Annotated in this window: 19 protein-coding genes and 2 tRNA genes; 6 read left to right on the forward strand and 15 right to left on the reverse strand. The window is 49.5% G+C overall.

Annotation, left to right across the window (positions count from 1 at the left end):
- Positions 1 to 157: 157 nt before the first annotated feature.
- The 10 genes from IRT44_RS19195 to IRT44_RS19240 form a co-directional block, all read right to left on the reverse strand.
- Positions 158 to 535 (reverse strand): PH domain-containing protein, encoded by a 378-nt coding sequence (locus IRT44_RS19195; RefSeq protein WP_230077216.1) that lies wholly within the window; start codon positions 533 to 535, stop codon positions 158 to 160.
- Between the two features lie 628 nt (positions 536 to 1,163).
- A complete protein-coding gene (locus tag IRT44_RS19200) occupies positions 1,164 to 2,453 on the reverse strand; it encodes a Wadjet anti-phage system protein JetD domain-containing protein (RefSeq protein WP_230077217.1) in 1,290 nt (429 codons plus the stop codon).
- Between the two features lie 11 nt (positions 2,454 to 2,464).
- On the reverse strand, positions 2,465 to 5,821 hold the full coding sequence (locus IRT44_RS19205; RefSeq protein ID WP_230077218.1) for an ATP-binding protein: 3,357 nt from the start codon (positions 5,819 to 5,821) through the stop codon (positions 2,465 to 2,467).
- Entirely contained in the window at positions 5,790 to 6,398 is a 609-nt protein-coding gene (locus tag IRT44_RS19210) for a DUF4194 domain-containing protein (protein ID WP_230077219.1), read from the reverse strand. Before IRT44_RS19210 ends, IRT44_RS19205 begins: the two co-directional genes overlap by 32 nt.
- Before the next feature lies 1 nt (position 6,399).
- Complete coding sequence (locus IRT44_RS19215; protein WP_230077220.1) at positions 6,400 to 7,830, reverse strand: Wadjet anti-phage system protein JetA family protein; 1,431 nt, start codon at positions 7,828 to 7,830, stop codon at positions 6,400 to 6,402.
- 1,201 nt (positions 7,831 to 9,031) lie between these two features.
- Positions 9,032 to 10,756 carry an AIPR family protein gene (locus IRT44_RS19220; RefSeq protein WP_230077221.1) on the reverse strand — a complete coding sequence of 575 codons (1,725 nt, stop codon included), beginning with the start codon at positions 10,754 to 10,756 and terminating at the stop codon, positions 9,032 to 9,034.
- Between the two features lie 1,068 nt (positions 10,757 to 11,824).
- A complete protein-coding gene (gene ltrA, locus IRT44_RS19225; RefSeq protein ID WP_230077222.1) occupies positions 11,825 to 13,084 on the reverse strand; it encodes a group II intron reverse transcriptase/maturase in 1,260 nt (419 codons plus the stop codon).
- 606 nt (positions 13,085 to 13,690) lie between these two features.
- Positions 13,691 to 13,766: transfer RNA gene (locus IRT44_RS19230), tRNA-Val, on the reverse strand.
- A 32-nt stretch (positions 13,767 to 13,798) separates the two neighbouring features.
- Positions 13,799 to 13,875, reverse strand: a tRNA-Ile gene (locus tag IRT44_RS19235).
- 282 nt (positions 13,876 to 14,157) lie between these two features.
- Positions 14,158 to 14,718: a phosphatidylglycerophosphatase A family protein gene (locus IRT44_RS19240; protein WP_171564492.1), complete on the reverse strand. Its 561-nt coding sequence runs from the start codon at positions 14,716 to 14,718 to the stop codon at positions 14,158 to 14,160.
- A gap of 220 nt (positions 14,719 to 14,938) precedes the next feature.
- On the opposite strand from IRT44_RS19240, the gene IRT44_RS19245 reads away from it, so the two are divergent.
- Positions 14,939 to 15,643: an alpha/beta hydrolase gene (locus tag IRT44_RS19245; RefSeq protein WP_212132738.1), complete on the forward strand. Its 705-nt coding sequence runs from the start codon at positions 14,939 to 14,941 to the stop codon at positions 15,641 to 15,643.
- Between the two features lie 2 nt (positions 15,644 to 15,645).
- Here IRT44_RS19245 and IRT44_RS19250 read toward each other — a convergent pair whose 3' ends face one another.
- Entirely contained in the window at positions 15,646 to 15,804 is a 159-nt protein-coding gene (locus IRT44_RS19250; protein ID WP_171564494.1) for a hypothetical protein, read from the reverse strand.
- 152 nt (positions 15,805 to 15,956) lie between these two features.
- Here IRT44_RS19250 and IRT44_RS19255 point away from each other — a divergent pair, with 152 nt between their 5' ends.
- Both IRT44_RS19255 and IRT44_RS19260 read left to right on the forward strand, forming a co-directional pair.
- Positions 15,957 to 16,466, forward strand: coding sequence for a 2'-5' RNA ligase family protein (locus IRT44_RS19255; protein ID WP_171564495.1), 510 nt, complete (start codon positions 15,957 to 15,959; stop codon positions 16,464 to 16,466).
- A 110-nt stretch (positions 16,467 to 16,576) separates the two neighbouring features.
- Entirely contained in the window at positions 16,577 to 17,032 is a 456-nt protein-coding gene (locus IRT44_RS19260; protein WP_171564496.1) for a GNAT family N-acetyltransferase, read from the forward strand.
- Between the two features lie 54 nt (positions 17,033 to 17,086).
- On the opposite strand, the gene IRT44_RS19265 is transcribed toward IRT44_RS19260, so the two are convergent.
- Positions 17,087 to 17,941, reverse strand: coding sequence for a PHP domain-containing protein (locus IRT44_RS19265; RefSeq protein WP_230077223.1), 855 nt, complete (start codon positions 17,939 to 17,941; stop codon positions 17,087 to 17,089).
- A 96-nt stretch (positions 17,942 to 18,037) separates the two neighbouring features.
- Here IRT44_RS19265 and IRT44_RS19270 point away from each other — a divergent pair, with 96 nt between their 5' ends.
- Positions 18,038 to 18,400, forward strand: coding sequence for a YugN family protein (locus IRT44_RS19270; protein WP_171564498.1), 363 nt, complete (start codon positions 18,038 to 18,040; stop codon positions 18,398 to 18,400).
- Here the strand turns inward: IRT44_RS19270 and IRT44_RS19275 are convergent.
- Both IRT44_RS19275 and IRT44_RS19280 read right to left on the reverse strand, forming a co-directional pair.
- Complete coding sequence (locus IRT44_RS19275) at positions 18,391 to 19,296, reverse strand: MBL fold metallo-hydrolase (protein WP_409978425.1); 906 nt, start codon at positions 19,294 to 19,296, stop codon at positions 18,391 to 18,393. The two genes, IRT44_RS19270 and IRT44_RS19275, sit on opposite strands and share 10 nt — an antisense overlap.
- A 45-nt stretch (positions 19,297 to 19,341) precedes the next feature.
- The gene (locus IRT44_RS19280; protein WP_230077224.1) at positions 19,342 to 19,977 is read right to left on the reverse strand and encodes a YitT family protein; all 636 of its coding nucleotides are present in this window, start codon (positions 19,975 to 19,977) and stop codon (positions 19,342 to 19,344) included.
- 290 nt (positions 19,978 to 20,267) lie between these two features.
- Here IRT44_RS19280 and IRT44_RS19285 point away from each other — a divergent pair, with 290 nt between their 5' ends.
- Together IRT44_RS19285 and IRT44_RS19290 are read left to right on the forward strand one after the other, a co-directional pair.
- A complete protein-coding gene (locus tag IRT44_RS19285; protein WP_409978436.1) occupies positions 20,268 to 21,608 on the forward strand; it encodes a hemolysin family protein in 1,341 nt (446 codons plus the stop codon).
- 483 nt (positions 21,609 to 22,091) lie between these two features.
- The gene (locus IRT44_RS19290) at positions 22,092 to 22,373 is read left to right on the forward strand and encodes a competence protein CoiA family protein (protein ID WP_230077225.1); all 282 of its coding nucleotides are present in this window, start codon (positions 22,092 to 22,094) and stop codon (positions 22,371 to 22,373) included.
- Between the two features lie 12 nt (positions 22,374 to 22,385).
- On the opposite strand, the gene IRT44_RS19295 is transcribed toward IRT44_RS19290, so the two are convergent.
- A complete protein-coding gene (locus IRT44_RS19295) occupies positions 22,386 to 22,940 on the reverse strand; it encodes a hypothetical protein (protein ID WP_230077226.1) in 555 nt (184 codons plus the stop codon).
- Positions 22,941 to 22,967: the final 27 nt, after the last annotated feature.

Here is a 22,967-nt window from a genome sequence, read left to right on the forward strand (position 1 = left end):
TTGCGGCGAGGCATTGGCACCAAAGCCTTTTTACACGTATCAGATACGGATTTATAGTACAAGGTATCAATTGTAGGCGAACAGACAGGGGATTTCCCTGTCTGTTCTGGTTTCTTCTTAAATAATAATTGCTATGCGAACCTCCTGCTCAGCCAAACTATTTCAGTACATAGGTGGCCAAAACACTCTGCAGCTCGTAAATATCGAGTGACTTGTTAAACTGTTTTTGAATGGGAGTCGGACTACCGGAAATCCAGATTTTTAATTCAGCATCCAAATCAAAGGTACCCGCCGTTTCAATACTAAAATGAATGATGCTTCTGTACGGGATGGAATGATATTCCGTCTTTTTGCCGGTCAATCCTTGCTTATCAACCAGTATCAAACGCTTGTTTGTAAAGATAAACATATCACGAATCAATCTGTACGCTCTTTCAACATTCTCACCATTGGCCAGGATTTTGCTAAATTCTTTTTGAACCTCGGCAATATTTACCTCAGAAGCATTCCCCATCAAACCATCAAACAGTCCCATTTTAATTCCCCCCGATCATTAATTTCATTTTATAACCTCAATAACGGATAAATTCTTTATCTTTTTTATATTTTAAAAAAAACTCTTGAAAATTCAAGGGTTTTAGCTTGTATGTAATGGTGAGCTGGGCTGGGTTCGGCCCAACGAGCCCAGCCTGACAAGTTCAATAAAGCCATTCCTCTTGTTTCCGAAAGCGCCCGAAAATTCACTTGAATCAAGGGTTATGGGAGTTTGATAGAATGACAGTTTCCGCTGGTTTCCCTGGTTTTATTCAATCTCTTCCGTTTCTGTCCACGTTTTGACGAGTAAGGGATGCAGACGGTGATACTCTTCATACTCTATTGCATAATCCAAACAGGTCTGGCTGTTCAGCGGAACATATGTGACGGCATGACGTTTGGGGACAATCAGCAGGTGTCCTCGTTGGACAGTTTACTGTGTAACGCAGAAAAGGCAGGGTAAGTCTTTGTTGTCTGTACGAATCTACATGTTTTTTAACACTCACTTTTCTAAATTAAGATTTTACCGCAAAGAAAGACAGAAACTGTCAGAGAACTTAAGTACTACAGTTGCAGATTATTGTACGAATGCAAACTGTTATCCGGTCGATCGTTTTGAGAATAAGAACCTACTCTGCCTTACCAGTAAAATCAGTGTATTCAAAAACGGTTTCTTGCTCGAGCCGGATACGATGCTTTAACATAGCGCGCAAGACATTTTCCCAAGTGGAAAAACGGGGATCGTCCAGCAACGCTTCCACTTTTGAAAGATAGGATTCTTTTATTGGAATGCCTTTATCTTTATATTTTACTAGTATATGCTCATCCATCCAAAGCGGGTGCAAGTCTTTAAAATAGATCTGCTTCAGATATTCAAAAATTCTGATGCCCCCCAGGTCGATATCTCCCCAATGATACACGGGGATATTCACATGCCAGCTATCAAACAATGTACCAAGCTTGGAAAGAAAGGTTTTCAGCACTCCATCAGGAAACCCTCCCGTATATATGACGAGCTCGTTAGCTCCAGATCGATGCCGAATCCATTGATGATAGCTGGTCAGATTTTCAATCATGATAATTCGTTCGATTGGCAGGTCCAAAATCTCCATCCGAGCAATAGTTTGCCTGGAAAGGCCGATTCCGCCGGGAAGTCCTTTTGTATGGATGATGGTCTCTCCAACTCGAAACTGAAGCATTCCCGAAACGAAGACACTCCTTGGGTGCTGAACAATTCCGATGCTGTCCAAATACTCTTGATCTGTTTCAAACTCCGTCTCTACGCATGTTTTCAGCAAAGAGACAAGCCGTCTTTCCACTTTTTGCTCAAAATGTTTCGAGTCGAGAAACACTTCCTGGCTAAACAGGCGTTTTGGTGTATCCTGTTCCATATCCGGCAATTTGATCAACACTTTCACCAGATCCGCATATCCATCGGGGTCATCGAGATCCAAGCCGGATGATTTTCTTCGAGAAAGGTCTTCATCTGTCTGCTTCCACCAGTTTTTCACCCATTCCCAAGGGTGAGCTTCCAAAGGCCTGATAATCTCTTGCAGACGCTTAATTTTTTTCATTTTTGGCGTGATCCCGGCCAGAGTGTAAGCTTCTTCTACTGAATCTAACGACAGGATAACCTTCGAAAGTTCCGTACCCTCTTTATATTTTACCCAGGACAAGGATACGATGCCCTGCTGCTCCAAATGCATCAGGACATCGTGCATCCACTCCCTTTTGCGAAAATCCATCTCGTCAAAGTAGTCGAAGTGAAACGGACTATCTTTTATGGCAAATTGAGGCTTCGACCTTCCAGGCTGTTCCGTGACAAATGCCTGACTTCGTTCGTATTTTTCCAGCAAAAAACCAAGAACCTGTTTGAGAAACCTGTTCTTGAACCGCTGTTCATTTACACCCTTTTCCATGTTGATCCCTCTTAAAATAACGTATCTTGCTCCATTCGTGTCGAATCTTCTTCCGACGTTACTGCAACCTCATCGTCCACGTCCCATCGATCAATCATGTCGACAAAGCACTCGTAATTATGGTTGCTGACAATGAGCGTTGTCGTAACTTCCGGTGCCATGTGCTGCATCTTTTCGTCCGGAACTGCAGCGATCAACTGTAACTTCATCTGCTTGATCAGGCGCAGGCTCGTTTGAATGCGCTGTTCGTCCATTTTATTGAAGGCTTCATCAAAAACAACCAACCGCATCGTCTTCCCGCTCGCGTACAAGTGATGAAATGAAGCGAGAATCGCAATGTAAAACGGCGTCTGCGTTTCACCACCGGACTTCTCTTTGAGTACCTGCGAGAAACGGTAACGCGAGTCCCGAGTCTTGACGATGATGTCAAAATCGAGGTAACGCCGGTAGTCGGTAAACTCTTCAATGTCGCCAGCATCCCCCCGCACAAGCAGTTCAAAGAGATGATGGAGGACTTCACTCCGGTCATCGTATTGGATATCAAACAATGACCCTTTTTCTGCCAGCATAGGATCCATGATCGCCTCGTAAAACTTCTTGTATGTTTCGCTCGCAGAGACTTCGAAATGGTATTTATCCTCAGAAAACGGAAAATGGCGGAGGGCATAGTTGAGCTGATCAAATTCCTTTCTCGCCATCTGAATCGCTTCCCTCATCCGCAAGAGGAAGTGTGTCTTGAACTCCTCCTCCGATTCTTTCAACGCCATCTCCACCTTCTGCTGATATTCTGGAATATTCAAGTGCTCGATATCGTACAACAGAGCGTCGTATTCTTCATTCTCCTCAGACGAAATGGAAGAGTTAAAGGAATACTCAATGTTAAATTCCTGGCGGAGCAATTGGAGTTCGCGAAAAGCGTCATCACGTCGCGTTTGATTGCCTTTCCAGTTGTTTTCCCAATTATCAATCTTGCGGGACGTAGGCAAATCTTGTTTTTGTGCTTCTTCCCAGCGAAGTAAAGCCCGTCGCTCTGTCTCGGGACCGTACGCCTGCAGCCACTTCTCAAGAGCTTGGTGCGCTTCGTGAACCCTTCTCTGTTGCAAATAGATATCTTCTGACAATTTTTTCTTATTATCTTCTCTTTTCGCTTTTAACGCGGTCAATTCCTTGCTCTTCTGATTCCATTCTTCTTCCCTCTGTTTCCACTCTTCATAAACGGATTTCAACCGTTCTGCTTCGCTCATGTCAAGGCCAGCTAATTCTTTTCGTTTCGACGCCAATCTGTCCAGACAAACCCGCAGTCGAGTTGGAAGATCGACATGGTCCAACAAACGCTCGTAGTGAACGTGTTTTTGCGCTAAACGAGTCGCCCAGCCAGACAGTTCTTCCATAGCGAGCTTCATCGCTTTCCGCTGTGCCTTCACCCGGTCCAATTCCGCGCGCATGATCTCAAGTTGGCGAATGATCGCCTGGGCGCCGATATACGGAATCGCATAGCGATCTTTCTGAATTTGACGAGCAATCAAATTATGATACAGCATGCATGTACTCGTAATGGCCGTACGGTGTTCACGCAGTTCCTGTTCGTTTGCAGCTTTCATTACTTTGCCGAGCAAGTGCTCCATGTGCGCACGAATGACAGGATGTTCTGCCTTTACTGCCTCAGCGAGCGAACCTGGTCTCGCACTCCCCAGGTATCTTCGTTCCTTCTCTGTGTCAACCAACCCCACTCCTTCCAATTTGTGAGCAAACTTCTCTTTCTCGTATACAGATAAGGCTTCAGCAAAAACTTCTGGTTCGACTAACAAGTCAAATCTCTGGGTATGCAAATACCCTTCCACCGCGTCCCGCCATGCGTCGTCCTCTATCTCCATCTCTTCACAGAAAATCCACACGCGTGAGCGACCGGAAAAACGTTTCTCAAGCAATTCCCTCAATCTTACCACAGAAGGAGGGTACCGACGTTTACGATTCTCCAGATCTCGAATCACCTGTTCCAGATCTGAGAGCCTATTCTCCAATCCCTGTAGTTGATCCTCTAAGCGAGTCTTAACAACCAAAAATCGTTCGTGAAGCGCGGATAACAACGGACTTGCGCTGCGAAATGCTTGTAGCACATCCTCATCATGTTCAACACCGCTTTGTCCCTCTTCTATCAACGACAGCACGTAAGCTATCGTTTCGCGTATGCGTATAAGCTGTTCAAGTTCCCCTGGTTCCCATTTCCAGACCTCATTCCCGTTCCAATCCGTCAATGCCTGAAGTGCAGAAAGCTCCTGCTGCAACTTTTTTGCCCATAGCGTAAGATGTTGTCTCGTTTCTTTCTCATGGATCTCTAACTGTTGGATCTCTTCTAATAACTGCCGCTTCTGCTGTTCCGCAGAGTGGTTTCTCCAGCGTTGGTACGCCTCTTCCCTTTCATGAGCCGCTTCCTCCTGCTTCCGCTCATTAAACCGGATATCGTCCGTCAATTGGTCCAACGCCTTCTCCAAATCCTTCAAGGTCTGTTCATATTGCTCTAGCGTTTCTTGCTCCATGTCTCGCTTTAACCTGCGGAGCACATAGTCCTGTTCGATGACCGTTTCCCGCAATTTTACAAGCTTCTGAAAGCTGTCACGGATGCCCAGCAATTTTTCCTTACGTTTTTGCAACTCTTCCAATTCCTTTTTGTACCGCTCGTGGATCTCAAAATTCTGTTTCATCAAATCAAGTTGCAGTTCACGCTTGTCCAGAATGTAATCATAAATAAAATGACGGATATTTTGGATGGGCTTGAACGATAGCGCTTTCGTGAAAATGGGAAAAAAACGTTCATGCACTTGTCCCATGCGGGCGAGCAAGGCTTTTTGGTAATTGTTTTTGTTACGCTCGAATATCGTACGGACTCGAGTCATGCTATCGTTATGATACAAGCGCCTGAATTCTTCGCGGTTGCGAAGCTGGCCGGAGGGTTTTACGAACGAGAGGCTTTCGAGTGTACGATTGGCCAAAATAAAATACTCTTCCTCATGCGATTGATCCTGATAGACATCAATCACCACACCTACAACGAATGATTCTTGTTTTTCGTCATCGTAAAATTCCGAAACAATGTAAGAGGTAAAATCGTCATCCCGCACGAACGTCCGGTCATCACTACCGATTTTTCCCCGCAAGTAATTTATCATTGTTCGTTTTGCTTCCTCATGCGCTGCCGAATTAAAACGAATCTGCCGTTGATCTGCAACAAAGAGAACCTGCAGGGCGTCAATGATCGTCGATTTGCCGGCACCGTTCTTTCCCGTAATGAGGGTCTGTTTTCCGAATTCCATCGTCACATCGGTAAAGTAATGCCAGTTAATTAGTCTCAATTTCTTCATCCATTTCATCAAACACTCCTCCTTCCAACGATGGAACATATCGTTCGATTTTTCCTTTCACTACATTCAACTCGTCCGCATCAATCAGGTATATCCAGGTGTGAAAGAGTCGAAACCGGCATTCATCAGAACGAAAATCGCTGTCAAGTGCCTCTATCAACTGATAGCTTGTACACAGCCGCACCATCTCGGTCAACTTTGTTCGATTGATCCAGGGAATGCGAAATGTCTCATATTTGCTCCGGATTTCGTACAAGGTGGTCATGGGAAACTCACTTAAAGACAATCCTTCTCGCTTTTCCTGATAGATCAACCGTAAAATAAGAAGCCACAAACTTTGCTCCTTATTCAATCTCCTTCGCAAGCCTTGCTCCGGTGCATTCAGGAACAGGCATTCATGCCGTTCGTCAATGATCAAATCCCAGCCAAGAAAACGAAAATAGCGTTCCAGGGCTTCGCGATGGCGCCGGGCAAAACCATATGCTTCTCTCTCTTTTTCTTTGACCAGAAAATTTGTCGCCAGCAACCGGTTAATCAGTGCACTGATCTTTTTTTGTTCACTCTCACTTATTTCGTTGAATATCATGTTATCTGCCCCCTTTCCGAACGACCAGGTGGTTGTCAAATCTATAGTCTCCAATTTGCAAAATACAGCGTTCCTGGTTCCGCTTCAATTGAAACTGTGATGCCCCGTCTTGGCCGTATAAATAAATGTAGGTAAGCAGTAAAAACTCTTCAATGTTCGTAGGCGCCAGTTCTTGCAGCTCCAATTCCTGGCGATTCCCCAGTTTTTCCAATACGTAACCTTCCACTTTTTTCCGAGTGATCGCTTTTCTCATCCGTTCCAGATTTTTACGTCGCAACTCCTCTTTCAGTTCATCAGGGATTGGTACCACAACATGAACGTTTGGTTGATGTGGAGGTTTCTTACGACGCAGTGGAAGAAGTGACTGTTCTGTTATTCCAGCAATGGACTGCATGTGGAAAAGCTGAGACCAGAGAAACTCTTCGTCTTTCTTTGAATCAGCCAAGCACTGTATGAGATCAACGAGGCGTTGATTGATTCCTTGTTGGTACTGGCTGAGGTAACGAGCTCGATCATACGAGGAGCGCAAATATTGATTGTGCCGCAGGTCGATCTGATAAAAAATCTCATCCAAACCACTATATGTCTCTTCAATGTACAGCAGAGATTCCCTGATATCTTCTTCTGCCTCCTGGCGGTCGCGGTAAAACTCGCTGAGGAGTCCGTCCTCGATGGTTTCTTCCAGCAACTTATTATCCAATAGCCATCGCTGTACCGTTTGCAGTATTTGAAAACGGTAGCGTGAAACATGATCCGAGGTTTTCAAGCGATGATAGCTTTTATCGACAATTTCTGATTTATATTTGTCGAAATGATGGTCCAAAACATCTTGAATAGAACTTTTCTGCACGACTTGCTCCATGTGGTGTTTCATGTTGTTATAGAGGGTAACCAGTTCTTGAACAAACTGTTGTGTATATTGCTTTGCTTCACGAATGGCAAAACAAGGGCGCCGCTTTGCTTCTTCTCCGGTTAACAGCTGGTAGGTAACGAATGCAAAGCGCTGGTATTCGACTGCTCTGGAAACGCACAGTTCTTGAAGCACAGACAAGATGCGGCTTGTGTAGTGGGGAAGAACAATATACTGCTGAAATTGGTCGCGCACTTCAACATCTATCCACTTTAGCGAAGCCAGTTTGCGGATGAGGGCGTTGGCCTGTGTTCTTGCATACTCATCAACGGTCACCTGTTCTTCACGAAACTCCTGCTTCGCCTCCGCAATATCCTCATCATCGAACATCAGTTCCACGCCTAATTCATTATAGGTCTCTATCAACTCGTGAAACAGGTCGCGCATCACGTCATATCTGATGCCGAAGCGTTCCCGTTGCGACTGTTCATACAATAGAAGTGCAGCTTCCACGTACAGATGCTTATTGGGGCCGGTCAGCAAATGAAAAAACCGATCCGGTACTACATCGAACAATTTCATTCCCTAATTTCCTCCCTTACTCCTATAATTTCTTACTTTTTTGAAGTTATTTGGTATGCAAAATAACCCCTATGACCTTGCTATGACCAATAAATATTTGGAAGTGTTAGAAATCCAACTTAGAGTAGGTATTAGAAAAATAATACTAGGAATATCGATAAACAAATGTATTCAAGTAAAAGTCGAAGAGTGCTTTAGTTTAACCTATGATGACGATTTTGAAGTCTCTCATGTGTAGGAATTCTTTATAATGTAAATAATGTTTAGAACGAAAGCTGACAACCTAGTAAAAATATTGGAATAAAGATCGTGTTTTTTGAAATTAAAATGTTGACACAAATAAATATACAAGGTGAGTGGCTCCTGCAATAAGAGCCTTCAAAAATAATATTAGGGTGAAAGAATTTTGTATTTTGAAACCGTATGTGTTTATTCTGTTAACGTTAAATCTCTCATACTTAATAAAGTGATCTTGCTAGCCAGTTTAGTGTTCGGGAGGTTTGCCAAAGATTTGGTGTAAATCATTTAGCCGTTAGATTCAAAAGAGTCTTCATCTGTAGAAAAATTGGCTTTTCCTTAGGTGACCTAGCTCTCAATGGCTTTGGTTGTGCAGACCAGTTCGTAAATTCAGGGGAGAATTTAAAATGGTGGAAATTACGTCCATTCCGTACGGCTGGAGCGGGCAATAAGGAGGGACTTTTGTCCCCGTATTTTTTATTTTTATATTTAACCCTGGGGACCATCTAGGTTAAACTAGACCCCAGGGTATGATTTTCTTAATTGTGGTGTGATTCCACATAAGTTAGAACAAACTTAATACAGCGTTCAAGACCGTATACAGGTTAATGATCACTTGCTTGCAGTAACACAATTGGCATATGAGGATTCGAATACTCAACAACGAGTTTTTGAATCTCTTATGTTCGTTATAACTCCTGGGATGACCCCCAGGACGCCACACGTCAGCTGTAGTAATATAAAACAAGAATTTATAAATGGAAATAGAATTTTATTTTTCCGGTTCTGCGAGACTTTGGTCCTGTTGCGTATTCAGCATGCTTCCACATCTGCACAGCAATGAATGGATAAAAAGCGTGTAGACCTTGTACTTTCAGTACTTTATCTACACGCTTTACCATTTTTGTAAAGTGTATTAAGCAGGATAGTTAAATGAAATGTAAACGTAGATAGCAACCGGGAATTATTGAATAGCCCGAATGCTTCTTTGAGTAAGTGCAGAGTTTACTTTTTCAGTAAACACTTCAGTTCTTATGTTATCTCGGTTAAAATTACCTGCTGCAACAGTTGAAACTAAATCAGCTGCATTTCGAAAAACGTCTCTGAACCGAATGTCATCCCATAGAATATTTATTATTCGTTGACAATATCTAGCCATTTCATTTGAGTTAAAGTATTTAGGCATTTGGTCGTCGACAGCAATTTTTCGGAAAGCCATAAGAATGTGATATCTAGCCGGCTTTAACACAGAATTAATAACTTGACTCCTAAAAAGATATTCTAGCCTATACTGGGCATAGGCAGCACAATAATACATCTCCAATCTATGATCTTTATTAAAAATTTCTGTACCAATACTTTTAAGTAACAATTTATAATTTCGGGACGTCCGATGTGGTAGGTCAAGAAACATAGAAGCGAAAGATTTAACCAAGGTTGTTATGTTCACAACTCTAACTTTTTCAATGTCAGGCGATGCATTAAACTGCCTTGATCTTCTTTCATAATACAACCTTTTGTTTCCATCAAATGTTTGAAAATATATTTCAAGTTTTTTTGGAAAATCTGATAGGGCAAATAGTTGCTCTTCTGTCACTTCTGTTTGCCTATTAGTAGCTTTAATAATCTGATTCTTTACTTCAGGGTCATTGGTCGCTATTAAACGAATCGGTACTAATACGCTGTCGTCCAAATACTCCTTTGACTCGTGGATGACATAGCTTGTTTGACACCCATTCACAATTTGGTAATCCTCTATCAAAAATTTATTGCCAGTTGGTTGTAGTCGGCTAGCAACCACCGTTATTCCGTTATTTAGCAACGGAAAAAGAACTTTTTTTGTCTCGGACTCAAGAGTTTCTTTAATTTCTGTGTTAACAGGATTCCATTCTTGCCAATCACGAACATTGTCATAAAAAATGGATGAGTAGATTTCTCCGTTTTCGTTCTCGATTAGTTTTAAAAACTCAGATACAGGAATAAACCCTATATATGATTGTTCTACCCCAGAAATTTCAGGTAGAACAGTTCGGTTAATGAAAATTATTTCTTTCGTGACCGAATTTCGAAGGTTTCTATAGAGTGTTTGTAATCTTTCTGCATCAATACATTCAAAAACTATCTTTCGAAATAACCCAAGTTGCTTTAAATTCTCAACCACAGCATCTTTTCTGATCGTTAGGTTTGCATCATCAGTCCAGCGTCCCGTCGTTGCATAGTAAATAAAGCATTGGGGATTACCTTTTTTAAATTTGCTGCTTCTACTAAAAATTTCGTTTACTATTTTTAGCTTATGTTTTATATTGTCGTTTTTGGGTAATGAAGGGGATTCAGAGAAAATATCTAACAAACCAAAACCAATCTGTCCAATTTTTTGTGAGTCAAAGTTACTTGATCGCTCTGCTTGAACAAAAACAAAGCTAACATCTAGATAGCCATTATTTTCTGCCAAGTCCTCAATCTCTTCAGGTTCTGTAACCAAACTGCCATTTACGATAATTGCAAAACAATCAATCCCACAGTCATGACCAGCACCAACAGCAATATCATAAGTTGAGAAGGACTCTGAATAGTGCGACGATGTCAATAATACTCCAGTAAAGTGTTCGAATGCAGTATCCTCAGAAAGATTACCTAATCCATTTTCCTTAACAAATTCGTCTAAAAGGTTCTTGGTTATTCTGTCCATAATTAACCCTCGATTAAAATTATAATTATGTAATTTTATTAAAATAAAAAAATATAGCTGTCAATATATTCATTTGATTTTTTTACTATCTTTAAAAATAGACACGCTACAAAAAGGTTGCGTGTCTCGCTGTTAGTCTTGTTGTTTTCTTATTCGTCCTGATAATCTAAGAAACCTTTGAAACTCCAAAAATTCGTGCTTTTTCTTCTTCTAACAACTTGTGTCCCTCTCGCGGAAAAAGATTTTGGTAATCAAGACCTTCCGTACTTCCATTTTAAAAAAGGGATTATGATCAAGTGCTCTAACTTTTTCTAATATTTCCTCATTGGTAATAGCATAAATGCTTTTAAAGTCTCGAGCTTGGCTTTATGAGTGCTGGCCTCTAACCTATTTATGGTGGATCGACTCACTACCGAAAAATCGGTTAGTTCTCTCTGGTTTCTGTATCCACTTTTCCCTCTAAACACGAGCAAAATTGATACCGAATCCTTTCAGGTTCTTCGTCATTCCTCATCTTAAATTTTATCACATCACAGTATCACATACGAAACAAAATGTGTGTCACTTGTGAAATTTTTTGTTTCACTTGTGTGACGGAAGCATATGCAGGACAAAAGCGTAGTCACCTTTAGATGTGGGCGTCCCCCCAGTCAAATCGCCATATGTGACATAACCAGGCTATACATTTCGGGCGATGATTTCGATGTACGCCAAGCAAAGAATGAGGGAATAAGCAAACCTTCCTGCCCCTATTCAATCAAAATAGCTGAGCATATTTAGTAAAATTATCTCTGATCGACTAGGACATGCCAATATATTGACATCCATAAAAATCAACGATCACGCCCTACGAACTGCTGACTAGGAAGCAGCTAAACAATTTGATACCGTTATTCGCTTCTCAACAAAAGTCAGGGAAACACGCTGACAGCGGTATTATTATTTTCGTCCCCAATTACAATTTTACAACTGTACTAGTTTATCTATTAAGTCTGTTAATCGAGTAGGAGGGGGTGGTTAACCCCCGTCCTCTCACACCACCGTACGTACCGACCGGTATACGGCGGTTCACCAAGCTTGACGAAGTGTGAAATATCGCTGTATCAAACTCATCAGCCCTTGTTGTTGCCAGTAGGCAATACCAAGGGCTTTGTGCATGTGCGGGGATTTTGTTGTCCGCCACGCCCCCTTTCGGGTGTTTGCGATTTCCAGTGCTCTGTTGTGAGAAAATCCAAGCGAACGAAGTTCGCGGTACCTCGTACGAACTCGTTTCCACTGCGTCCATAGACAGAGCCGGAGCCTTCGGCGAATCCATTCCTCTATTCGCAGAAGATGGGTTTTCGCCTCGGCCAGCGCAAAATACCCGATCCATCCCATGAGGTATTGGTTGAGTTTTTGAATCCTCTCCTGCATGGCCATGCTTCGATGTGGGTTGGTTAATTGGCGAATTCGTCCTTTTAACCGGGTGATCGATTTGGGATGCAGACGTATCCGCGCTTCCTTTCCCGGAATAAAGCTAAAGCCGAGGAACTTCCGGTTGCACGGGCGGTCCACCGCACTTTTCTGTTGATTTACCTTGAGTTTGAGAACCCTGGTCAAGTATCGCTCCACACTTGCCTTTACACGTTCACCCGCACGTTTGGAGCGGACGTAGATGTTGCAGTCGTCCGCATAGCGGCAGAAACGGTGTCCCCTTTTCTCCAACTCCTTGTCCAGGTCGTCTAGCAGAATGTTGGCCAACAGCGGACTTAAGGGGCCACCTTGCGGCGTGCCCTCTTCCGTCGTGACACACACTCCGTTGACCATGACTCCGGATTGCAGATAAGCGCGAATTAGTTTAAGAAGGCGCTTGTCCTTCACCTTGCGGGCAACCCGGCTCATTAGGATATCATGGTTGACCCGGTCGAAGAACTTCTCCAAGTCGATGTCGACCACATACCGGAATCCTTCGTTGATGTACTGTTGTGCTTTCCGCACAGCACTGTGAGCACGGCGGCCTGGACGGAACCCGAAGCTGGAGTCGGAGAACTCTGGGTCGAATATGGGAGTCAATACCTGCAGGATGGCCTGCTGGATGAAGCGATCTACCACGGTAGGGATGCCTAGCAACCGTATTCCCCCGTCAGGTTTCGGGATTTCGACCCTGCGGACAGGAGACGGCTTGTAGGTTCCCTTCTCGATTTGCGACCGGATGGTCGCCCAGTGCTGACGAAGGTAGTCGCGCAGTTGTTCGGTTGAAACACCGTCGATTCCCGCAGCACCTCTGTTGGCCTCCACTCGTTTGAGAGCGGCCATGAGGTTGTCCCGTGACAGCACTTTCTCCAGCATGCCCCTGACGATACTCCTCTCTTCGCACACATGTTGCTAAGCTTGCCGTACGATGCTCAGCCCTTCTCTGTACCCTCGGGGCTTCACCCCTACTATTCAGAGGAAGTTCCATTTCGGAATTCTGCTTCGACGCACCGTATCGAAAGGGATTAGAACATGTGTTGACTTGATGTTCGGCCCTTCCTCCTTCGAGCGTCCTCTATCGGAGTACTATGGCCTCTGCTGACTTCTGCATGTTCAGCGCCCCCTCGCGGAGACGGTTGCCAACGGTAGTAGGCGTATCATGCAGACCTCCCCGGGTAAGGGCGGTAACTTTCGTCCCATGTACCTGCCCAATTTACTGCTGCACTCCTTGGCTGTATGGGGCTTCACCTTGTTCGGCAGGCTCGCCCGAGTACAACAGCCTCAAATTGGGTTCGTGTACCTCAGGTCAGGACTTTGCCGCCGGCTTCCTTCAGATTCCGCCTCACGGCGGACACCCTTGCCTTAAGCTAACGGTTGGTACAGCCAACCCCCGTTCGGGACTTTCACCCTATAGCTACCGCCCATGCCGGGCGCACCAATAGAAAAAAGCCTTGATTACCAAGGCTTTTGTCATTTCTGTTATGGTGATCCGGACTGGGTTCGAACCAGCGACCCCCACCCTGTCAAGATGGTGCTCTCCCAACTGAGCTACCGGATCATGTTATGTAACTTTTACAATCGTCTGTCTCATGGTGGGCCCTGTAGGACTCGAACCTACGACCAATCGGTTATGAGCCGACCGCTCTGACCAACTGAGCTAAGGGCCCGAATCTTACCGGACGCCGATCACATGATTTAATATACCTGATTTCTTTTTCGATTTCAAGAGGAAAAATCAAAATTCCTGTAAAAAATTTTACCGGCATAGAAAGAACCATTCTCTGCCAGCTTCACGTGCAAGAGAATGGCCCTGTTCTCGCTTGGTTTTCCGGTAATGCTTCTGCATCATCTCTGCCTGAATGAGACCGTACTGCTCAGATGAGACCGCATTTCCCAAATGATTCAGCATTTCGCGAAAGCTGACCCGGGAGCTGTCCGCCCTCCTTTTCTTACCCGGCTTGATCCGCCTTCTGCTCCGCAATCCGGATCTCGGCCTGTTTGGCTTGCTCTTCCTGCTCGTCACGCAGGCGGTGGGCCATGCGGCTGGAGGCGTTGGCGGCGATGCTGGCGACGAGGTCGTCCAGGAAGGTGTGGACGCGGCCGGAGCGTTTGGTGTCCAGGCGTTGGATGACGCCGACCTTGTGTTTGTCCAGGTGGCCAAAGGTGGTGACGGCGATGCTGCCGTAGCCAAACACGGAGCCGAGCGCAAGGGTTTCGTCGCAGCCGAACAGGCCTTCGTCTGTCGCGATGAGGGTTTGTAGCGGCTCGGACAGCATGCCTTTTTCCGCCAATGTATCCAATTCCACGCCGACGAGGATGGCGTGCTGCATTTCCCTTTTTTCCAAAACGGCTTTTACGCTCTCGATGCAGGGTTCCATGGTCAGGTCGGGATGGTACGGCGACTGCATCAGATAGACGATTTCGGCAATATCCTCTACCGTGACGCCGCGCTCTGCCAGGCGTGTCAGGGCGGCATTTCTGACTTCGCTGCTGTGTACGTGCTTCTTCATTGAGACAACCCCTTCCACGATTGAGTGAAGTCACTTTTTATCATAGTATCATACGCTGGCAGAATTGCGACAATCTTTCGGCTGGAAAGGTTTTTTGTCCGATGGAGGAGTTGGGAAAACATGGCCGGGCGGGTCGCCCCTCCCTCAGTTATGAAAACGATTTCCCTGTCCCCTTGGCTTTCGGTATAATGAACGCAGCCACGAAAAGGAGGACATCCCTGTGCCGCTGAATGAAATCACACTGACGAGCAACTTCCTGGGAACAACGGAACATCTCCTCATCTATACCCCTGAGCGGTACTCCCCGCTCTACTCCTATCCCGTGCTGTACGTGCAGGACGGCGAGGATTACCTGTCGCTGGGCCGGCTGGCGACGCTTCTGGAACAGCTCCACCGGGAAAAAGAAATCCCTGACCTTATTGCTGTGTTCCTGCCGGTGGACAAGTCCCGGCGGTACGCGCGTTACCATCCGGACGGTGATGAGCATCTGGCCTACCGGCGCTTTTTGGCTGTCGAGGCCGTTGGGTATGTGGACCGTCACTACTCCACTCACCCGCTGGGGCAGGCGCGAACGCTGCTGGGCGAGTCGTTGGGCGGCGTCGTGTCACTGTTTACGGCGTTGGCGTATCCGCACACGTTTGGCCAGGTGGCCTGCCAGTCTGCCGCGATGGACGAGGCGCTGAACCGGCGTGTCGCCGAAGCGGAGCTGCCCGCTTCCCTGCACGTCTACCTGGAAGTGGGAACGGAAGAAACGGCGGTGGAAACGTCGCGCGGGACGCTCAACCTGCTCGCGGCCAACGAACGACTGCGCGACATCCTGCAAACAAAAGGGGTCACCCTGGCTTATGAGACCTTTGCGGGTGACCACACGTGGGGATATTGGCAGGCCAACCTGCCGCGCATGCTGCGCGCGCTGTTTGGGTAAACTTACCGTGGCCGTTCTTTTTGCGTGCCGTCTTCCTTTCCTGGCGAGACGAGCGCCTCTTCGAATTCCGCTTTGCGGATGACGGTAATGATTGTAAAGGTGAGCAGTGCCAACAAAAACAAAACGAGGAACATAAAGGTAATCATCATGGCTGTTTTCATGATTATTGGGACACCTCCTTGCTGTTAACAGTCTGTCCCATCGTCGAAGGAATATACGGGTTGACGCATAACATTACACAAATGGCGAATTTTCTGTTAAAATAAGTGGATATGATGGCATGTTCAAAAACGTGAAGAAGGAGGGGTTCCATATGAAATACAGTATCGTCGTATTCCCATCCAGCCAGGTGCAAGAGATCGCCAACTCATACCGGAAACGTTACGACCCGACCTTTGATTTGATCCCGCCGTACATCCGACTGAAAGAGGCGTTTGAGCTGGAAGAAGACCGCCTGCCTAATCTCGTGAGCCACCTCGAACAGGTTGCCCAGTCGACAGATAGCTTTACCGCTCATTTCCACCGCATCTCGACGTTTCACCCGACCAGCAACGTGATCTACATTGCCGTGCAAAACAAGGAGCCGTTTGTGGCCCTGCACGAAAAGATTGTGAAGAAATGTGTCAATACTCCGGAAACATACGCCTACGTGCCTCATCTGACCATCGGGCGCGATCTGTCCAACGACGAGCTGCGCGACGTGACCAGCCAGCTGAGTATGCACAAGATCGACCTGACCTCGGAGATTGACAGCTTCCACTTGATTCGTCCGCTGGAGGACGGCACCTGGAGCGTATACCAAACGTTCCACTTGAAAAAATAACCGTGAGGCGATTATTCTCGCGGGCGGGATAGCAAGCGGGCGTTTGAGCGCAACCCCCTTCACGGCTTGTGAAAAGAGAACTTCGGCGCAGAGCGAAAGGAAGCGTGACGATGAACCAGGTGTACCAAATCGAGACCGTCCAGTCTGACAAGCAGATGAACGATGCCCTGTCGGTGCGGCGGGCCGTGTTTGTCGAGGAGCAGCAGGTGCCGGAAGAGCTGGAGATTGACGAGCATGACCGGCCGGACACAGGGACCGTTCACTTCGTCGCCTACGCGGGGGAGACGCCCGTGGGAGCAAGCCGTTTGCGGCCGTATGCTCCCGGTGTGGGCAAAGTGGAGCGGGTTGCCGTGGTGAAAAGCGAGCGGGGCACCGGCCTGGGCCGGGAACTGATGCTGGCCGTAGAGCAAGCCGCCCGCCGTCTCGGCTACCACAGCCTCAAACTGAACGCCCAGACCCACGCCCAACGCTTTTACGAAAAGCTCGGCTACCAGGCGCACGGTGACGTGTTTGACGAAGCCGGCATTGAGCACATTGCCATGGTAAAGAAGCTGGATACGAAATAAGTGTAAAAAACAACCCCGCAGTCCTCATCGGACGCGGGGTTTCATTGTGCAGTGTTATCGCTTCCGCATCGCCGCAATCTCCCGCAGCCGTTCCACTGCGGAGACCGGTGCGGTGTGCGTACCCAGCATGGCGTGAAACGGCTCTTCGCCGCGCCAGCCGTGGAAGTCGGAGCCGCCGGTCATGACCAGGCCGTGTTGCTCAGCCCAAGTGCGATACCGCTCCCGTTCGGCCGCGTCGTTGTCCGGGTGCCATACTTCGATGCCGTCCAGGCCAAAGGCGATCAGTTCCTGCACCAGGTCATCGTCGTCGTACAGGCCGGGATGGGCGAGCACGGCGGCACCGCCGGCTTCCTTGATCAGCGTGATTGCCTCCTGGGGTGTGATGCGCGGAGGGTTCACGTAGGCGGCTCCCTCGCGGCCCAGGTACTTGGCAAATGCTTCGTCGATGGAGCCGACCACGCCCAGTTCCACCAGCTCTTCGGCGATGTGGGGCCGGCCGATGTTTTTGTCCTCCCCCTTCTTTCGCCGGTAGACGCTCTCCAGGGTGATCGGGATGCCCAACTCGCGCAGACGGGCGATCATCAGCTTGTTGCGCTCGTGCCGGGTCTCGCGCAGCCCGCGCAGCTTTTCCTGAAACGCCTCGTCGTCGTACGGGATGAAATAGCCGAGCACGTGGATGTCCTGTCCGTTGGCCGCAGAGCTTATCTCCACGCCGGGGATGACCTCGATGTTCCGCCCCGCGGCCGCTTCCAGTGCAGCGGAAATCCCCGCGACGGTGTCGTGGTCGGTGATGGCGACGGCGGCCAGTCCGGCTTCGGCGGCGAGACGGACGTTTTCCGCTGGCTCGCAGGTGCCGTCGGATGCGCGTGTATGGGTATGCAGATCGGCTTGTTTCACGTGATGTTCCACTCCTTCTGGTTTCTCCTGTTTGTAAGTCTGAATCGCCGCTCCTCCACATATGATTAGGCAACACACAATTTTGAGTGGTAGCCAAGGAGGATGTCCATGCGGTTAAAAAGCAAAAACCTGACCGGTGTTGTTCGGCCGCTGTCTTATGTCGACAAAATGCTCCGGCAGCAAGGATTTCACCGTTCCGGCGGAGACAGCCCCCCTACCTACGATGTCGTCATCTACGACTCAGCCACCAGCACTTCGTATTTTCTCCGCATTCCGACCAACTACACCAGCACTACCACCGGCAAGGGAGAATTGACGGTCAAATTGGGCCACCCTTATCTGGAAGCGAAGTTTTACATGCACACGACAGACGATGACCAGTTCGTGATTCCGAAAGAGATCCGCGAAGCCGCCGAGCACAAGCTGGCCGAAATCGCGGACTACTTGTCCCATCCCGCTGCTCAGCGCTGATCGCTCACTTTTCGGCTCCACAGCCATTGATTGGCGGCGAAGCGATAGCCCACGCGCTCTTCCTTCATCAGTCCAATCAGGTAGCCCATCAGCGCGGTCCGGTACAGCACGTAGCTCGTGGCGTTTTCGATGGATATCTGCAAGCGTTCACACAGCAAGGCCAGTGTTTGTTCCAGCGTTCTCTCCTCCGCCAGCAGCTCTTCAATCACGTCGTACAGCCGGCGGTGCCAGTGGATGTTTTTCGTCAGGATCGCTTCCGGGGCGGTGGTGTAGGGACCGTGCCCCGGCAGGTAGCCGCGATAGCCGGATTCCAGCAGCTTCACCAGACTGCGCAGGGTCTCATGCGCATCGACGAGAAACGGCAGCTTGTGCTTTTTCAGTGTCTCCTCGCCGAAAAAGCTGTCGGCGGCAAAGCAGATGCCATCGCACACCAGGCCCACCTGCTGCCAACTGTGTCCCGGCAAGGCGATGACCTCAAAGCGGACGCCGTCGATGTCCAGCCCGCCATCCACCGGCAGGAGGCGGTCCACCCGGGAGGCTTCCGCCAGCAAAAACTTGTTGCACAACTCCGCCAGCGGTTGGGCCCCCATCCCGAGGTAGATCGGTTCCAACAGCGGGTAGCGGATGATCGCCTCCTCCAGCGGCGGAGCGTATACGACCGCCTCCGGCCAGCAGGTGAGCAGGTAGGCATTGCCGCCGAAATGATCGGCATGGGCATGGGTCTGAACGATGGCAGACAGCGGCTGGGGCAGTGCCTCCAGCCCTTTTTTGATTTTCTTCGCGGTCTGCGTGTCCAATCCGGAATCGATCAGGATGGCGCCGCTTTTTCCCAGAACGAGGCCGATGTTGACGCTGCCGGGAAAGTAGCCGATCCGATCGGTAATCATTTCAGGCATATGTGAGGCCACAGGCGTTCCCTCTTTTCTTGTCTGGCTTTTTGCTTATTTTCTCCACGCGCCTCCCCCATCCCTGCCGATCGGCCCGATTACGACGTACGGCGCCGGCCTGCGGCGAATGCCGCTGAAGACATGGGTGCAGGACGCGACGGCGACAATCGTGATCAGGGAAAAGACGGTGCGTTCCCATCCGATCGCCGGCAGCGAACCGGCGACGATCAGTCCGTCGATGCCGAGAATCAGGAGCGCCACTGGCAGTCCGTACCGCCTCGCCACAAACTGGGCCAACAGGTCGGTGCCTCCCGTGTTGGTCTTGTACGCCAGCATCAGTCCGATGCCGGAGCCGATCAGCGCGCCGCCCCAGACGGCCGAGGCTGGCGTCGACCAGACGTTCCAGGACCGCAGCGGCGAAAAGACATCAATGAAAAAAGAAGAGATCAGCATACCGTGAAAGCTGTGGGCAAACAGGCTGCGGTCGAAGGCGAAGACGAGTGCGTAAACGGGCAGGCTGACCAGAATCATCACCAGTCCCGGGGGCACGTGCAGGTAGTACGTGGCCAACAGCCCCAGGCCGATCATGCCCCCATCCATCAGCTGGTGCGGAACGAGAAACAGGTTGACGCCCACGGCGACCAGCACGCTGCCCGCCAGGATTGCCACGCTTTTTTGCAGCCAGTACACACGCTTCTCCTCCCCGGACAGGGTTTCGCTTAACTCTATGTCAGAGCGGGTGCGGGTATGTATGGCAATTGTGCTGATGTGCCGGCACAAATCGGATGGTTTTGACTCTTCGCTTTTTCTGCTGGTATACTATCCAGTAACAGGATAGGTGCGAATGTTGGCCGTAGGGCGTTCGTACAAACATCATCTGACAATAACAAGTGGAGGTGAATTCTCCTGCTGTCGCAAAAGCGCTAGCGGATGCGAGAGGGGAGACATTATTGGAGAGTCCGATAGGTCCGATAGGGGAGATTGTGTTGAATCTGCTGCTCGTCGGCTTTCTGGTTTTTTTGAATGCCTTTTTTGTCGCAGCAGAATTCTCGCTGGTGAAAGTGCGCCAAACCCGTCTGGCCCAACTGGCAAGCGAGGGAAACAAGCGCGCCGCCTACGCGCAAAAGGTGACCCGCCAGTTGGACGCCTATCTGTCCGCGTGTCAGCTTGGCATTACGCTGGCATCGCTGGGACTGGGGTGGGTAGGTGAACCGGCCGTCGCCCATTTTGTCGAACCCGTTTTGGTTTCTTTAAACCTGCCACAATCCCTGGCAACGCCCATATCGCTGGCGATCGCCTTTGGGTTCATTACCTTCCTGCACATTATTTTCGGGGAGCTTGCTCCCAAGTCGCTGGCGATCCAGAGAGCGGAAACTACCTCCCTCTGGACAGCAGCGCCGCTGATGTTCTTTTACAAGCTCAGCTATCCGCTGATCTGGCTGCTGAACGGCACGGCCAACTTCTTCATCCGGCGGCTGGGCATCGAGCCCGCGGCGGAACACGACTCCGCCCATACGGAAGAAGAGATTCGCCTGCTCGTCAACCAGAGCCATAAAAGCGGCCACATCGACCAGACCGAATTGGCACTGGTGGACAACGTCTTTGCGTTTTCCGAGCGTCTGGCCCGGGAAATCATGATCCCGCGGATTGACATGGTCTGCCTCTACGATGACAACACGTTTGAGGAGAACCTGGAAATCATGCGCCAGTCAAGACACTCCCGGTTTCCGGTGGCCCACGAGGACAAGGACCGACTGATTGGGTTTGTCCACACCTCTGATTTTTACCTGTCGGCTCTCACCTATGGGAAAGCGGAGCTGAAGGATTTTCTCCGCCCGCTTTTAACCGTGCCGGAGTCCATGGAAATCAGCCACGTGCTGCGGCTGATGCAGAAACGCCGTTCGCAGATGGCAATCGTCATCGACGAGTACGGCGGCACCGCCGGACTGATTACCATGGAAGACATTCTGGAAGAGATTGTGGGCGACATTCAGGACGAATTTGACGAAAACGAACGTCCCGATATTGAAAGTTCCAACAACAACGAATGGTCCGTCTCCGGGAAGATGCTGCTCTCTGAGCTGAATGACATAATCCCCGTGGAGATGCACTCCGACGAGGTAGACACGATTGCCGGCTGGCTCTACAGCCAGTTGAACGAAGATGTGGCGGAAGGCAAGTCGGTCCGCTTGCAGGACTACCTCTTCACCATCACCGAGCTGGAAAACCACCGCATCACGCGGGTGAGCATCACCTACGTGGGCGAAAACGCACCACCGACAGAGAGCGACGAGACCGTTCTTTTACCCGCACAGTCGTGACGTATAGACAAAGACTGAAGACAAACTGTAGGAACGATCTTTCCATCGGTGTCAAGCCGAAAGGCCCGCCCATTCATCAACCGAAGGTGGAGATAAAGTACATCGCATGGAGTGATGGGCCAAGCGAGCTCCTTTGACGACCGGCTCAGCGGAAAAAACGAAGACGCGGGGATAAACAGGGGGCACAAGTCTCACTTCAGCGAAACACCCAGATGTTTGCCCCCTGCCCGCGTCGCGTTTTGGAGCGGACTTCATCCGCTTCTTTGCTGGGCGTCAAGCGAGCGAGCGGGCCCGATCATCCATGCGCCACGGACTTTGTCTACACGCTGAAGTGTCCCCTGCCCGCAGGGGCACTTCTTCTTTCCGGCTGCCGGCGGTACAAGACCGACAGCCCCGTCCCCATCATCCGATGTTACCATTCACAGGCGTGTCAGCGCGGTAAGTCTGCCGTATCACACGCCGCATTCCGTACGAGGTGTCGCCATGAAAATCGCGCAGCTAGACGACCAGGTCATCCTGCTAACACCCGAGACATACCCTCGCATCCCCGCCTGGCGGCTGGCCGCTCGCCAGGGAAAAGTGCGCTGCCCCGTCTGCGGTTCGCATCTCCGCCTGATGGCGGGAATCAGTGCGGAACCCCGCTTTCTCCATCCCGCGGACAGCGATTGTGCCTGCAAAGGAAGTGACGAGGCGGTGCACGAGCGGCTGGCTGCCAGTCCGAGCTGGCGGCCGCTGTCGCAGCTGCGGCCGATCCGCTCCGCGTGATGCCAACCCGCGTCAGGCGAACGCCGCCACGGTGGAAGAAGAAGACGGCGAATCGGTGCGGGTCGGCTCCTTTCGCCTGCCCAAACAGCGGACGATCGGCGGCAGCAGCGTGACGCCCGCGCCAAAACCGCCGCTGTTTTCGCAAACGGCTGATGCCGAAAACGCGCATCCAACACCTGGCGGAAACAGCAGAACGAACCGCTTCATCCCCGCCAGCAGCAGGCTGTCACGACCACGGATGGCCCCCTTCTCATCCTGGCAGGGCGGGCAGCGGCAAGACGCGCGTGATGACAGCCCGGACCGCCCACCTGATCCGGGACAAAGGCGTCCCTCCCCGCAGATCATGGTGGTCACGTTTACCACCAAGGCGGCGGATGAGATCCGGCAGCGGCTGGGCCCGCCAGCTTCCCGCGAGCAGGCGCGGGAACTGATCGCCGGCACGTTTTCACGGCATCTTTTACCGCATGCTGCTGTACCACCAGCCGGAACGCTGGGATCAGCGCCGCCTGCTGAAAAAAGATTGGCAAAAGTGGCGGTGCTCAGGAAAGCGGCCTGCTCGCCAGCCATCCCGAACTCCTGGGGCAAAAGGAACAG

It is taken from the genome of Brevibacillus sedimenti, from assembly GCF_020923495.1.
Lineage (GTDB): Bacteria > Bacillota > Bacilli > Brevibacillales > Brevibacillaceae > Brevibacillus > Brevibacillus aydinogluensis.

What these genes read in the sequence shown, in the direction of transcription:
- IRT44_RS19275 (WP_409978425.1), bottom strand. Translation starts at nt 19,296, where the DNA reads ATGCCTGAAATGATTACCGATCGGATCGGCTACTTTCCCGGCAGCGTC.
- IRT44_RS19210 (WP_230077219.1), bottom strand. Translation starts at nt 6,398, where the DNA reads ATGATATTCAACGAAATAAGTGAGAGTGAACAAAAAAAGATCAGTGCA.
- IRT44_RS19250 (WP_171564494.1), bottom strand. Translation starts at nt 15,804, where the DNA reads ATGAAAACAGCCATGATGATTACCTTTATGTTCCTCGTTTTGTTTTTG.
- IRT44_RS19200 (WP_230077217.1), bottom strand. Translation starts at nt 2,453, where the DNA reads ATGGAAAAGGGTGTAAATGAACAGCGGTTCAAGAACAGGTTTCTCAAA.
- IRT44_RS19220 (WP_230077221.1), bottom strand. Translation starts at nt 10,756, where the DNA reads ATGGACAGAATAACCAAGAACCTTTTAGACGAATTTGTTAAGGAAAAT.
- IRT44_RS19240 (WP_171564492.1), bottom strand. Translation starts at nt 14,718, where the DNA reads ATGAAGAAGCACGTACACAGCAGCGAAGTCAGAAATGCCGCCCTGACA.
- IRT44_RS19295 (WP_230077226.1), bottom strand. Translation starts at nt 22,940, where the DNA reads ATGGCTGGCGAGCAGGCCGCTTTCCTGAGCACCGCCACTTTTGCCAAT.
- ltrA (WP_230077222.1), bottom strand. Translation starts at nt 13,084, where the DNA reads ATGCTGGAGAAAGTGCTGTCACGGGACAACCTCATGGCCGCTCTCAAA.
- IRT44_RS19205 (WP_230077218.1), bottom strand. Translation starts at nt 5,821, where the DNA reads ATGAAATGGATGAAGAAATTGAGACTAATTAACTGGCATTACTTTACC.
- IRT44_RS19290 (WP_230077225.1), top strand. Translation starts at nt 22,092, where the DNA reads ATGAAAATCGCGCAGCTAGACGACCAGGTCATCCTGCTAACACCCGAG.
- IRT44_RS19195 (WP_230077216.1), bottom strand. Translation starts at nt 535, where the DNA reads ATGGGACTGTTTGATGGTTTGATGGGGAATGCTTCTGAGGTAAATATT.
- IRT44_RS19270 (WP_171564498.1), top strand. Translation starts at nt 18,038, where the DNA reads ATGCGGTTAAAAAGCAAAAACCTGACCGGTGTTGTTCGGCCGCTGTCT.
- IRT44_RS19215 (WP_230077220.1), bottom strand. Translation starts at nt 7,830, where the DNA reads ATGAAATTGTTCGATGTAGTACCGGATCGGTTTTTTCATTTGCTGACC.
- IRT44_RS19255 (WP_171564495.1), top strand. Translation starts at nt 15,957, where the DNA reads ATGAAATACAGTATCGTCGTATTCCCATCCAGCCAGGTGCAAGAGATC.
- IRT44_RS19260 (WP_171564496.1), top strand. Translation starts at nt 16,577, where the DNA reads ATGAACCAGGTGTACCAAATCGAGACCGTCCAGTCTGACAAGCAGATG.